The sequence below is a fragment of the Synechococcus sp. L2F genome, from assembly GCF_024345695.1.
Taxonomy (GTDB): domain Bacteria; phylum Cyanobacteriota; class Cyanobacteriia; order PCC-6307; family Cyanobiaceae; genus MW101C3.
The window spans coordinates 93,547-106,562 of record NZ_JAGQBP010000002.1 but is presented as its reverse complement, the minus strand read 5'-3'; the positions used below and the strand labels follow the sequence as shown (position 1 = coordinate 106,562).

Below are 13,016 nucleotides of genomic sequence, written 5' to 3'. Positions count from 1 at the left end.
TCCCTTACGGTGCAACCATGCGCGCCTGCGTGATCATTCCTGCCCGCTTCGCCTCAACCCGCTTTCCCGGCAAGCCACTGATTCCACTTCTTGGAAAGCCGATGGTCCTTTGGGTGGCTGAACTATCTGCACTGGCCGTTGGAAAGGATCACGTCTATATCGCTACTGAGAATGAGCAGATTGCAAAGGTTGTTCGAAGTGCAGGATTCAATTCCTTGATGACCAACCCGAGTGCGCTAACTGGAACCGACCGGCTTGCCGAGGCATCACAGATGATCGAGTATGACATCTACGTAAATGTACAGGGTGACGAGCCCCTTGTAGAGCCGACCGACATCAGGCGCTGCATTGCATTGAAGACAAGCCATCCAGAACTGATCATCAATGGATTCTGTTGGATAGGGGAAGATGAAGAACCTGCAAGTATCAACATTCCAAAAGTGATAACAACAGAGAGCGAGAAGCTGGTTTACATGTCACGCAGCCCACTGCCTGGATACAAAGATCAACGCAATGCCCCTGAACGCTATAAAAAACAAGTCTGCATCTATGGATTTACAAGGGAAGAGCTGGCAGCCTATGCCGGCTTCGGGCGAAAAAGTTCATTGGAAGCCTGCGAGGACATTGAAATCTTGCGCTTTCTTGATATCAATCGCGAGGTCTTGATGTACGAGTGCAGCCCAGGCAGCCTCGCCGTGGACGTCGTGGATGACGTTGCAAAGGTAGAGAAAGCGCTCAGTGAGAGGGTGGCAGCATGAACCTACTCCAGTACTCCTCAATCATCTTTGACTGTGATGGGGTGGTGCTTGATTCCAATCGGATCAAGACAGAGGCTTTCCGCATTGCTGCACAGCCGTATGGGTCAGCGGCGGCTGATGCATTAGTGGCTCACCATGTCGCCAATGGCGGAGTTTCTCGGTATAAGAAGTTTGCTACTTTCCTTGAATTAATACTTCCCGAACATGCACCCAATGCCGTGGCTGGCCAAGATGGCCCCGATGTTGAACAGCTGTTGATGACCTATGCGAAAGCAGTCCGAACAGGTCTCATGACCTGTGCCGTGGCCGACGGCCTAGAGGCCTTACGGGCTTCTACACCACATGCACGCTGGCTGATCGTTTCGGGTGGGGATCAGAAAGAACTTCGTCAGATCTTTGCCGAACGGGGCATTGCGCAACTGTTTGATGGAGGCATCTTTGGAAGCCCTGACACCAAGGATCAAATCCTCGCTCGTGAAATCGAAAGCGACACTATCACAAAACCGGCCCTATTTCTTGGCGATAGCCGATACGACTATACAGCTGCAACAGCCGCAGGCCTAGATTTTGCCTTTGTCCACGGATGGACTGAATTACCGGAATGGAATACCTTCGTTACGGATGAGAGTATTCCTTCAGTCGCGGCACTTCTAGATCTGCTAACATGATTACCGCGACATAGATTAGACCATTCTCTCTAAGGGTTTGGTCACGAAATCAGGCCATCTCACCGTCAACTGGCCATCTGCTCAGACTTTGATGAGAATTCATGAGGCGTACATCGGCCGTTGTTCCCATCAGTCTCTATCCAGAAGCGGATTCCTCAAAGTCATCCGCTGCTTCGAGCCAGGAAGCCGCAGTTCAGGCCCTTGATCTGAGGAGGCTTCCGCATTCTTTCATCTCGATACAGTAGAGGGGAGGCCATAAGTGAAGCACAACAGATGGTGCTGGTGAAACTGCGTGCTTTCTAGGAGACCTGTTCGGAACGATTGCTACTGAAACACATAACTGCAAGCTGATGCACGATATTAGTCGTGCCCACAATCTTCAGCTATTGAGGCGGTACTATCTCATATTTTGCTTGAGCACAATTGTGATGACATTCCTGCCCGCTAATGCCACCATCAAGGATGACAATGAACTATGGGCGAATAATTCAAGGGATCAATTGCTTCAATCCTCCTCGCCACAGTGGATTCGCTCAAGATATGCTGATCATCTGAGAGTTGTAATGCGGCAAGGATGCCTTGGGTGCCAATCAGATTGCCTGGGTTGTCATGTACGTATAGTAACATTTTCAAAGATTGCTTCCATAGCTGATCTGCCTAGAAGCCTTTCGAAGTGAATCTCATGAAGAATTGATGGCTCCAGGGTCATTGTACTGTGAAAATACGGCCTAGAAAAGTCTTCATAAAAATCAAATCCATACAGACTAGTATTTATCCGAAGCAAGCAGGCAACGTACAGAATAGATGCAAGCCCTGTTGTAGAAAACTTGTAGCCTATCTCGGCGAGGATCGCCCGAATCGGGGCAGGCATTGAAATTAGGCTGTTTTCGATTGATATACTTGGCGGCATAGGTTCTAAGGTTACATGGGAGCAATCCAATAGCATGCAAGGAGACTGAGTGAAACTGCTGAGATCAGATCCACTTCTTAATACATTGGATTGGCCCGTAAAATGCTGATTACTTGAGATTACCAAGTCAGTCCTTTCGCCTATATCTTTTACAAGGCTTTTGTCATATGCAAAGTTAATGCGGATTACACGATCATGCGAATCAATCTCCTCGCCCTTCTCGCGGCCAATAATCTTTGGGCCACTCCCAACGATGGCCACAGATTTTGCAGATTGAAGCCAGGTATTAATGTCTAAAAACATCTTAAGGTTATCCTGCCTTAAGGCCGCTTCATCGCTTTTGCTCGTTTGCGCCTGCAGAAAGTCAATAACTGATAAGTGTCTATCATTGAAAGCTTGGACGTCATTCTTCAATATTTTACTTGTATAAAGCGATGCAAAAATGGCTGAAGAATGATTTGATTGAGTCATGCTCTCCAGGAGCATGTGTGATCGCGTCCTTCTGTTCACAGCCTCTTCGACATATTCTCCGATGTCGCATAAAAAGTCGCACGCCTTGATGGATAGTTCATATCTTCTTGATCGGCTAAATAGGAGGCTGAGAAATCTCAGGTAGTCGGCATTGCCAGAAAAAGAAGGCGAAAACAATTCATCACCTGCAGAATAGAATAGTTCTCTATGATTGACAAAGATCGAAAAAAACTCCCATAGCGGCTGTTCTAATGAGTCTGCACGGGAGAACGCATCACTGACACAGTCTAATGCAGAAGAATACTGTTCAGGCATGTTGGCTAACAGGTGATGGCTTTTTGTAGCCCAAAACAACTTCGCACAATGATCCTATAATGCCCATTGATTGATCTGTTCTTTTGCTAATGGAAGAAAGTAAGAATGTGTGATCTGCAATAAAACTGCAAATGTCGTACCCCCAGTCTACAGTAACTAGCGATCCTGAAGAGTCTATTGGGTTTCCATGAAATTCTGGCTCTAGGTGGTGTATTAGATTCCCAGATGCATCAAGACTGGATCTACACCGTGTAGTAGAATACCCCATGACAAGAGGAACTGTCATAATTAGAAACCCTGCTGGCTTTAATGTTCTTTCAATTTCGCGAATTGCTTTAATGGGATCAAAAATGTGTTCGAAGACATCTTGCATAATAACTGCGTCGAATGAGCAATCTTGAAATGTTTGTTGCTCTATGTCTTCGCATTGATAGATCTTACAAGGCATAGAGGTCTCAACTCGACTTCCAGGTTTCTGATTCTTGTCATAATGGGATGCAACATAACTACTGCACTCGCTGGCAAGTCTCTTCGAGACAATGTCCCATCCCGGTGAGCACTCATGAATTGATTTGTTTTGCCAGTCGGGCAAAGCTGTGGTTATCTCAAGAAACAGCGCACGATGCCTTGGCGATGAACCACAGGATATGCATTTGGTTGTATTCCTATAGTAAGACTCTGTAATTATAAAGCCAGAGCTATCTCCGCAGATTGGACAAGAACCCCTAAGCTGGTAGGGGTAATCCGCCTCAAGGGGGATGCTATCAAAGGCCTGGATTTGAGTTGAATGCTGAGTCATCTTAATCACCTAATCCTGGTTTGTGATGGAGAAATAACAACTTTAGCTAGATTGAGGAAACATGCGTAAGCGCCATGCTTTGTTTCTTTCGGCTACGGAGCCCGATCTAGGGTCTTCTGAGATCATCGAGTATATCTCTTGATGAATGCGAATAGCCTCTTCTGCAAGTTCAATAGGACGGCTAAGATTGTGATTGACAACACTTGATGGATGCCGTCTGTGATAGTTTAAAGCTTTAGGAGAGAATGCAACTGATCCTTGAATTGCGAGGTTTGCATAGATCCACCAGTCCCCAGACAGCCGAAATGTTAGTGCATTATGCCATGATACTGCCTGGAGGGCCTGCAGTTTTAATATGCATGCGCTGGCATTGGGAATGACGTTGGTTATGCCGAGGCCATTAACAATAAAGTCAAGGCCCCCAAGTAAAAGATCGTTTCTAAATATAGACCCACAGATTTCTTCTGTTTGCAAGTGATATTCAAGATAAGTTCCACCGGGGACGCCTTCTGAGTCGGTCATCCAGCTCTCGCAATAGCAAATTGATGGAGAGAACTCATTGTATTTTGCTGCAATGCTGATCAACTCTTCAATCATCGTTGGCTCAGCATAGTCATCGGCTTCTGCAATCCATGCATAATCAGAACGAGCTAAGTCAATACCCATTTTCCACTGGGCCGAGACATTGCCCGAGTTTTCCTTGTTAGCAATGATTCGAAATGGAATCGGACATTCTCGTGCAAAATTGGTGGCATAGTCAAGACTTCCATCGCTAGAGCAATCGTCAAGAAAGATGATCTCCTTTACCGGATAGGTCTGCCTGGCGATCGATTTAAGCCTGCCTCCTAGATAGCGCTTGTAATTATAGTTCGGCACAATCGCTGTAACGGAAAGGGGCTCGTTGACTTCTGATATCACTGATGTAGAAGAGCTTTGAACTTCGCCCCGCAGAAGGTTGTTGAGGTACCGCACATAATCGAACTCTTGGCGCGCATAGGCATGATTCGCCTCAAAATTAATCCCGCTGCTCAGTTGATCCTTCAGCTCAAGCACCACTGAGAGCATTGCCTGCTCATCAAGATAAGGTACTAGCCTTCCCTTCCGCTCATCATCAAACAATTCGCAGAAGCCGCCCGCCCCTTTAAAGCCCACCACCGGGAGGCCTGCATCAAAGGCCTCCATCACCACGCTGGGCAAAGGGTCCTCGCGGCTGGTGAGCAGAAAGATGTCCGAGGCCAAGTAATACTCAAATGGCTGTTTGATCTCACCCGTGAGGATTATGTTCTTGCTCAGCCCCAGATTCTCGATATCGCCGCGCACATAGCTCTCAATCCCAGGATCAATCCGGCCTGCCCAGATCAGATGGGTGGTTGGATCACGCTCCACCAGCTGCATCGCCAGGCGCACAAAGATATCGATGCCCTTGCGGAAATCACCATGCCCGCATCCCATAAGCACCAGACCCTGCTCCGGGATGCTCAGCTCGGCCCGCAGCTTTTCGCGCACCTGCTGCTTCTTTCCATACTCGGGGTTGAAATTGATGCCCTGGGGTAGTACCCGGCTGTTGTTGAGTGCCAAAGAAAACTCGCTCTTTACTTTCTTGCGTACATACTCGGTGGAGAAAACCACATCATCGGATTTATCTGCCAGCTCATAGAGCGCCTCTTCCAGCTGATACGACTGGATCAGGCTTGGTAGCTCATGAATCAAGTTCGTCACCCGAACACCCTGAGCTTTGAGAAAGCCCGTGTAGCGGCCACATACCGTGGTGTTGAGGATGGCCCGGTCATAGCCGCGGGCTTTGAGGCCCGCAATCAGCTGCTCTAGTTGCTGATGACTGCCCTGAAGGTCTTCGCTGAGGATGGTGGTGGTGGCCACACGACGGTAGCTATCGGCCAAGGGGCCGCCTTCCAGAAGCACCACGTGCACCTTGCTCTTCATCTTCTTGGTGAGGTTCCTCACCATGCTCAGCAGGTTGATCTGCGCACCAAACGGATGGGCATCATGACCAAACACGATCAGGTTGTAATGATCGCTTTCAACCGTTACGCCCACCGGTAAGCCATTTTTGTAGCTGGTGTAGGGCTCCATCCACTCCGCTTGCACAGTTGCTCTTTGTGTGGCGCGCAGCAGTGCATGGCCGAAGTGCTGATCAGGCTCCAACGTGCAGCCTTCCGCCCACTCGTTCCAGGCGTTGATGAACACCAGGCTTTCGCTGTTCGAATCCTTTGGGTCTCGATAGGCTTTATCAATGATGGTGGCCAGCCATTCGGTATAGAGATCTGTCGTAAAGTTTACATACACGTGCCCGTTCTCCATGCGCCGGGCAGTGTTGTCCCAAGCCAGCATGCAACTGCGATACAGTAGATAGGGCTCCTGCGGGCGTTTCATGGCGCATTCGGCAAAGAATCGGTAATCGCGCAGTACTCCCTTGAAATCGGGATCAGCCCCTAAAGCCTCTTTCTCCTCGTCGGTGTGATCACGGCAATAAGTGAGGCCTTCATGCTTGTTCCACACGCAATGCGGAGGGAACTCCACGGCTGCATCAAAGCCCAGGGGGAATGGGTCATCAAAGGCAAAGCTCTGCACCGCACACAGGTGCAGTTCGCCGATGCCACTGGCGCGTGCAAACTCCCGCCAGTCCTGTACGGTCGCAAGCGGATCTTCCAGTTTCTGAGGGCAATACACCAGCACCACGGGCTTGCCATCCACCCGGATGTACTGGTTGTGTTTGAGGATCGGCTCGATGTCACGGATGAAGGCCTTAGTGCCCTGAAGGCTCTGATTGGCCTCGATCAGCACCTCGCCCGACATCCCATCCCAGCTGCGGGTCCAGGTTTCGTTCACCCAGCAGATGCAAAAGGGGAACTGATCAGTCTCCCCGGCCATGAGCATTTCCAGGGGCTTCTCCAGCAGCTTCCTACCGTTGAACCAGTAGTAGTAGAAGCAGAAGCCATCGAGGCCATAGCGCCGCGCCAGCTCAAACTGCTTGTTCATCGTGGCCGGTACCCGCAGGTCGTAGAAGCCCATCGGTCCGGGCCGCCTCGGTTGCCAGTGCCCAGGGAAGAAGGGCTTGGCGCGCGAAACGTTGTTCCACTCGGTGAAGCCCTCCCCCCACCACTCGTCGTTCTCCGGGATCGGATGGAACTGGGGTAGGTAGAATGCCAGCTTCTTCACCGAGATCGGCTTTCGAGCCAGGATCTCCACCGTTGATTCGTTTGCCGTTACCTCCGGCTGTGCGGCTGATTCCGCTGGATGGCTCGGCTCCTCCCTCGGGGGGGCCTCCTGAGTGCGCAGGGCCGTTTCGCTCCGGCTTCGCAACGCCTGGATGAACTCCTTCTCGCCTTCACTGAGCCTTGGAAAGAGGGGCGACTCAACCACCAGATCACATTCCGCCATGGCGGTGCGTGGTGCTTGGCTTTCCACGGCCAACCAGGCTTTGAGGATGTGCGGCCACACTTCCGTCGGATGGCAGATCCGAAAGGCATCCACGATTCGCTGCGCTCTGGCCAGCTCGGTCTGCTCAATCAGCTGTTTCACCTCCCCCACCCAGAGGCTCAGGTCACTGGGTTGATCGAGAAGCTTGGCGCTGGCAGCAGTCATGAGAGGGAGCTCTTGTGGAGCATGAATGAACGAACCGTGGCTGTTGGCTGAGTGGGGCCTCAGCGGTTGGACTTACTCACCCAGTACCCCTGGTCAATCGGATCTCGGCAAAGTTCTCCTCCTGAGGCTAATTACCACAGCCCAGCTGCAAATGAGGTCCATCCGCGAGGCATTCCTGGGCTGAATCGGGAAGCCGTGCAGACCTGCGGCTCTCTCCCACCCTCGCGGGCAATCAGGACCGGGTGTGGCGGGGCCTGCATTAAGGCGAAGGCACTAGGGGTTTAGCCTAGGTGGGCTTGGCTGGCTGGGCACAGCGGCACCACTGACAGATCATTCAGCACCGCCAGCAGCCGGCGCTGATCGTGGGGGTTGCTGGCCCGCACCTGGGGCTCTCCGTGAATGGTGAGCACCAGCCAGGGCGTTGTTTTTGGTTCAGAACGTACATCCACCACAGTCAGGCCGGGCTGGAGCCTCACTTGCCTGGGCTCATCCCAACCTTCCAGATGGAACAGCACGGCAGGCTCGGCTTCCATGACCCCCTCCTCCGGCAGATACAGCTGCAGCCTCACGCCTTCCGTCTTGTGCCCATCCCCCACTAGCTGAATCACCAGCCGGCATGGTGTCTCCAGCCAACCATCGGCATGCAGCCCGCTGGAGCTGGCCAGCACCCGCAAATCTGATCGTTCCCAGCCCGGTAGGGCCGGCATGGTGGGCTCTAGGGGCTGCAGTGGCAGCGCAGCTGCACTGGCCACTGCCTGCCATTCGGGGCGGGCGCGTTGCCACCGTTCCACCAGCTCTGCGGCTGCGCCTTCGGCCTGGCCCACCAGCACCACCTGCGGCCCACCGGCCTCAGGTAGCTGCTCCAGCACCCAGCGCTCAAGATCCCTCCACCCCAGCGGCAGGCCCAGCACATCCGCCTGGGGGCTTTCCCCCAGGGCCAACGGGCTGTAGCCCAGCCGTCGGCACTCCGCGCTTGCCTCACGGCTGGGCTGCAGTAAGACCGCCAGTGGCCGGCCCAGCAGTGCCCGATCCGCCGCAAGCAGCCAAGGGTGTCCTGCAGGCGGCTGTTGCGTGTCGAGCAGGTGCTGCCAGCGTTCGCGCAGCTGCTCCAGGTTGCGCCGCTGGTGTGCTTTCAGACCTTGGGCCATATCCCGCGAGTGACTCAGACCCTCCAAATGCAGGATCCGAGCCTGTGGCTGCACCCATACCGATTGCCCCGCCTGTCGTGCCCGCAGGCACAGGTCGCTGTCTTCCGCGTAGGCAGGGCAGTAGCGCCGATCAAAGCCAGCCAGCTCCTGCCAGAGCTGGCGTCGAATGGCGAGGGCGCAGCCGCTCACATAGTCACAGCTGCGCGCATAGGCCAGAGCAAAGCAGTGCTCAAGGGGAAAACCTCGGCCGTGGTTCCATACCTGCCCATCAGCCCACACGATGCCACCTACCTCCTGAGGTAGCCCATCGGCGCCCCAGGCGGCAGCCCCCACCACTCCCGCCTCGGAATGGCACGCAAACGTGTCCCACAGACGATCCAGGCAGTGATCGCCCACCAGCACATCGTTGTTGAGCAGCAGCAAAACCTCTCCTCGCGCCAGCGCGGCCGCGCCGTTGCACGTGTCTAGGAAGCCCTGGTTGTGCTCGCTGCGCCAGATCCGCAGCCACGGCAGCTGCCGGCCCAGCTGGGTGGTGGCATCACTGGAGGCATCATCGGCAACAATCACTTCAAAACTGGTGCCATTGGCCATGGCCACCAGGCTGCGCAGCGCGTTCAGGGTGATTGGCCAGTGGTTGTGCACGGGGATCAGCACCGTGACCTGTGGCACCGCGCTGCTCTCGGGGGCCACCAGCAGCGCCGGCGCCGGCAGCGCCTCCAGCCCCCGTAGCGCCAGCCCGTAATAGAGCAGGCGAAAGGCACCCTCCGGGTCGTGCCGCAGGCAACGCTGCACATCCGCCCAGCCCGGCCCGCCCGGCAGCAGCGCCGCCATGTCGAGATCCGCAAGGGCGGCCAGATCACCCATGCCGGCGATCGCCTCAGAGCCTTCCCCCAGGCAGTGGGTCCAGTGGCGCAACAGTGGCAGCCAGGCCAGCGGGTCGCGGGGCATGGGCGGCGCCTCAGCGCTCGGCTTCGATCACCAGCACTCCGGGCAGATCGGAACCCAGCACGCCATGCTTCCAGCTGGTGATGTGGTGCATGCGCGCTTCGGAGAAGCCCGCTTCCTGCAGTTGATCCAGCACGTCCCAGGCGGGGATGCGATACACCAGCGAGCCCGTGTGCGGCCGCACCGGATCACCATGAAACTCCTGCTCCGTGAGGTGTTCCGGCTCTCCGGTGCTCGGGTTGTGCCGCGCCTTCACGATCGCCTCCCGCTGTCCGAACGCCAGCGGGCAGGTGGCCACCAGCCGCCCCCCCGGTCGCAGCACTCGGGCGATCTCGCGATAGGCCGACTCCAGATCCGCCACATGCTCAAACAACTCGTTGCACAGCACCAGATCGAAGCTGGCATCCGCGAAGGTGAGCGCACACAGGTCCTGATGGGGAATGTCAGTGAAGGCCTGCTCCGAATGCTCGAGATACTCGCTGCAGACCAGCCGCCCTTCTCCCAGATGGCGCCGCAGCCACAACGCAAAGCCCGAGAGCGCTTCCGCCAGGTACACGTCTTGCTGGGCCAGGCTGCCCAGTGTTCCGTAGGCCTGCTCCAGCAGCCGCAGCACGGCCCGATTCCGGCTCAGCAGCCCATTGGCGATCAGTGACTCGCGATAGTTGCTGCCCTGGATCTGGATCGCCTCCGGTGGGATGTGCTCGCCCGTGAGCGGCTCCAAGAGGCCAAGAGCCTGCGTGACCGCGATGCAATCCTTCAGCAGGCTTCCCTGTTGCAGCAGGGCCGGCAGCTCTGGCCGGAAGTCGTCGAAGCTGCTGTAGCTGCGGAGCACATCGTGCAACGCCAGAACCCCCTCACTGGGCATGAGCTGCGGGCGGGTTTCGGCTTGCACCAAGGCGTCTCCCCATTGTTCGGGTCAGCCTAGGCAGGTGCCTCCATCCCCGCCAGCCTGGCTGCTGGCCCCTAGGGTTTTCAGCATGCTTGAGCTCGAGCACTTGCTCCACCGCCTCGACCAGGCGGTTGCCGCCGCCCAGGCTGGCCAGGGCAACGCACAGCCAAGCGATCTGCCAGCTGATCAGCCCCCCGATCCGCTCAGTGAGGTCTGTGAACAGTTGGCGGATGTTCTGCTTGGGCAGGGCCTCACCGCCGCCGCCGCCCGCTGGCGCACCTGGGCCCTGCTGCCACCGCCTGCACCCCAGCTTGCTGCGGCCATCGCTGAGGTCCGCCAGGAGCTGTTGCGCTCTGCGCCTGAAACGGATGGGCAGCTGCCGGTCGATCCCGTGGCGGCGGCCCGCCAGGCGCTGGCGCTGCAGCTTGATTTACCCGCGGCCGCCCAGGTGGCGGCCTGGGCTCGTGCACTGCTGGCGGCGGGCGATGGTGCCGCCGCCGTGGAGTTGTTGCAGCGGCAGGCCGTGGCCAGCGGCCTCAACCCGGATCACTGCAACGCCATGGCCTCCGCCTTGCTGCAGTTGGAGCAGTGGTGGGAAGCCGAGCGCTGGCTCTGCACCAGCCTCAGCAAGCAGCGCAACCAGCCGCGGCCCTGGTTCCTGCTGGCCCGTCTGTTGCTGCAGCAAGGCGTGCTCGATGAGGCCTTTGAGGCCGTGCAGCAGGGCCTTGCCCGTGATCCCACCAGCGATTGGGGCCGTAACCTGCGCGCCCGCATCCTGCTGGCCGGAGGCAGCTGGCGCAGCTACGACCTGCTCACAGCCGACCCCCAGGGGCTGCCGAGCGATCCAGCGCTTCGGCAGGATCTGCAAGACAACGCCCAGCGCCACCGCTTGAGCCACCGCACGGCGGCGGACGCACCGACGACTGACCTGCCCCTGGGTGAGCGGCTGCGGTTGCGGCACCTGTTCTCGCGCGATGGCTTGGTGGTGGTGTTGCACGGCCATCCCACCGGCGCCCTGCACTGGTGCCTGGCCCAGGAACTGCTGCCCGAGGGCCTTGAGGTGCAGCCGGTGGCAAGCCGTGAACCCTTGCTGATGGCGGAGTCACTGGCAACGGCGGGGCTGCGTTGCCGCAGCGAACAATCCTCCCCCCTGCTGCGCCAGCTGGCTGCCGACGCAAACCAAGCCGTGGCGCTGCTGGTGATCCAGCGGCCCAGCGGCAGCAGGTTCCCCACAGCTCTCGGCCTCCTGTGGCCCAAAGTGGCCCATCTGCTTGCGCCCGTGGGGTTGGTGGAGCCGCCGGGCTTCAGCGCTGTGGCCTCCCTGGGCGGCTGGCAGCTGCTCGCTTCAAGCCAGTTATGACTGAATCTATACGAGCGTGAAGCCTGCCCAGCACATGCTTTTGATTCTCAAGTGCAATCCTTAATACCATTTCCGGATCAAGAAAGTTGTAAGCGATACAGCTATCGGCATGGGCGCATGGCGTAAGGTGTACCATCGAGTTGGTCCGTTACTAGCCATGTCCTTCATTGCGCCCCCTGCCTCAGATATCTTTGGCACAAGGCCAGTTGATGAGGAAGATGGGGCACCACTCCCTCTGGAACCAGTGGATCCAGGCACGATTGATGATTTTGTCGGGGAGCGCACCCAGGTTGATGGAACCAGCGGTCCTGTCGAAGTTGGTGGTGTAGGCGCCTTTTGGGCAACCACGCCGGCTCCCGCCGGTGAAACGAACGAAATTCTTCTGACGGGCGCGAGCAATACCCTCATCCTGGGTGCTGGCTCCACCAATGTTCAGGTTCTTGGCAGCGGCAACATTGTTGAAGCTCGGCAGGAAGTTGGTGTGATTGACAGCCCCAAGGTGATCAGCCTTGGTGATTTTGGTGGCGGCAACGACTCCAACGATCCCAGTGTCACGGTCGACCTGACCAGCACCACTGCCGGCAACGAAATCGGTTCGACAACCTCCGTCCTTGACGCGGCTGGTGGTGGCCAGCTGGGAACCGACTTCCAGAACTACGCCCACGGCGGCACCGGCAACGACACCATCTACGGCGGCAGCGGCTCCGACTTCATCCGCGGCGGCTCCGGTGATGACCAGCTCTACGGCTTCGGCGGCAACGATCTCATCCGCGGTGGTTCCGGGTCTGACTTCGTCAGCTTTGGTGTCGATGGCAACGACACCCTCTACTACACCTCCGATCAGCTCGGCGGCGGTGACGTCGACACCATCAGCGACTTTACCTTTAGCGACGACAGGCTGGCCTTCGACGCCGCTGCTGTTGGTGGCCCCAACAACTTCAGCGCCTTCTCTGGCTTCGGCACCTCCACCCTTGCGGTCAGCGTCGACGGCAACACCACTCAGGTGGTGGCTGCCAACGGCTATGAATGGGCTCAAGACGACATTCTCTTCGTGGTTTGATAGCCGAATCAGCCGGTTTGCGGCCCTTTGGTTAGCCCTCCCTCAGCCCGCTGGTTTTCGCTTGAGATCCGCGCAGCTGCACCCACGTTT

General features: G+C 56.6%; 9 protein-coding genes. 4 read left to right on the top strand and 5 right to left on the bottom strand.

From position 1 onward, the window contains the following. Positions 1–17 precede the first annotated feature (17 nt). A complete protein-coding gene (gene kdsB, locus KBZ19_RS05485; protein WP_255100130.1) occupies positions 18–758 on the top strand; it encodes a 3-deoxy-manno-octulosonate cytidylyltransferase in 741 nt (246 codons plus the stop codon). Continuing rightward, positions 755–1,426, top strand: coding sequence for an HAD family hydrolase (locus KBZ19_RS05480; protein WP_255100129.1), 672 nt, complete (start codon positions 755–757; stop codon positions 1,424–1,426). Before kdsB ends, KBZ19_RS05480 begins: the two co-directional genes overlap by 4 nt. A 607-nt stretch (positions 1,427–2,033) precedes the next feature. Here the strand turns inward: KBZ19_RS05480 and KBZ19_RS05475 are convergent. The 5 genes from KBZ19_RS05475 to KBZ19_RS05460 all read right to left on the bottom strand — a co-directional run bounded on the left by KBZ19_RS05475 (position 2,034) and on the right by KBZ19_RS05460 (position 10,509). Further along, positions 2,034–3,122, bottom strand: coding sequence for a glycosyltransferase family 29 protein (locus tag KBZ19_RS05475; RefSeq protein ID WP_255100128.1), 1,089 nt, complete (start codon positions 3,120–3,122; stop codon positions 2,034–2,036). Beyond that, positions 3,115–3,921 carry a class I SAM-dependent methyltransferase gene (locus tag KBZ19_RS15190; RefSeq protein WP_399220103.1) on the bottom strand — a complete coding sequence of 269 codons (807 nt, stop codon included), beginning with the start codon at positions 3,919–3,921 and terminating at the stop codon, positions 3,115–3,117. The genes KBZ19_RS05475 and KBZ19_RS15190 overlap by 8 nt, the downstream gene beginning before the upstream one ends. A gap of 42 nt (positions 3,922–3,963) precedes the next feature. Further along, entirely contained in the window at positions 3,964–7,524 is a 3,561-nt protein-coding gene (locus tag KBZ19_RS05470; protein ID WP_255100126.1) for a glycoside hydrolase family 99-like domain-containing protein, read from the bottom strand. Positions 7,525–7,805: 281 nt separating this feature from the next. Then, the gene (locus KBZ19_RS05465) at positions 7,806–9,620 is read right to left on the bottom strand and encodes a glycosyltransferase family 2 protein (protein WP_255100125.1); all 1,815 of its coding nucleotides are present in this window, start codon (positions 9,618–9,620) and stop codon (positions 7,806–7,808) included. Positions 9,621–9,630: 10 nt separating this feature from the next. Further along, positions 9,631–10,509, bottom strand: a complete 879-nt coding sequence (locus KBZ19_RS05460) for a class I SAM-dependent methyltransferase (protein WP_255100685.1) — start codon at positions 10,507–10,509, stop codon at positions 9,631–9,633. An 85-nt stretch (positions 10,510–10,594) separates the two neighbouring features. Between KBZ19_RS05460 and KBZ19_RS05455 the strand changes: the two genes are divergently transcribed. Both KBZ19_RS05455 and KBZ19_RS05450 read left to right on the top strand, forming a co-directional pair. Further along, positions 10,595–11,866, top strand: a complete 1,272-nt coding sequence (locus KBZ19_RS05455; protein WP_255100124.1) for a hypothetical protein — start codon at positions 10,595–10,597, stop codon at positions 11,864–11,866. 157 nt (positions 11,867–12,023) lie between these two features. Further along, complete coding sequence (locus tag KBZ19_RS05450) at positions 12,024–12,926, top strand: calcium-binding protein (RefSeq protein WP_255100123.1); 903 nt, start codon at positions 12,024–12,026, stop codon at positions 12,924–12,926. Positions 12,927–13,016: the final 90 nt, after the last annotated feature.

Coding starts and splice junctions, on each gene's coding strand:
- KBZ19_RS05470 (WP_255100126.1), bottom strand. CDS start 7,524: ATGACTGCTGCCAGCGCCAAGCTTCTCGATCAACCCAGTGACCTGAGC.
- KBZ19_RS05475 (WP_255100128.1), bottom strand. CDS start 3,122: ATGCCTGAACAGTATTCTTCTGCATTAGACTGTGTCAGTGATGCGTTC.
- kdsB (WP_255100130.1), top strand. CDS start 18: ATGCGCGCCTGCGTGATCATTCCTGCCCGCTTCGCCTCAACCCGCTTT.
- KBZ19_RS05480 (WP_255100129.1), top strand. CDS start 755: ATGAACCTACTCCAGTACTCCTCAATCATCTTTGACTGTGATGGGGTG.
- KBZ19_RS05465 (WP_255100125.1), bottom strand. CDS start 9,620: ATGCCCCGCGACCCGCTGGCCTGGCTGCCACTGTTGCGCCACTGGACC.
- KBZ19_RS05450 (WP_255100123.1), top strand. CDS start 12,024: ATGTCCTTCATTGCGCCCCCTGCCTCAGATATCTTTGGCACAAGGCCA.
- KBZ19_RS15190 (WP_399220103.1), bottom strand. CDS start 3,921: ATGACTCAGCATTCAACTCAAATCCAGGCCTTTGATAGCATCCCCCTT.
- KBZ19_RS05455 (WP_255100124.1), top strand. CDS start 10,595: ATGCTTGAGCTCGAGCACTTGCTCCACCGCCTCGACCAGGCGGTTGCC.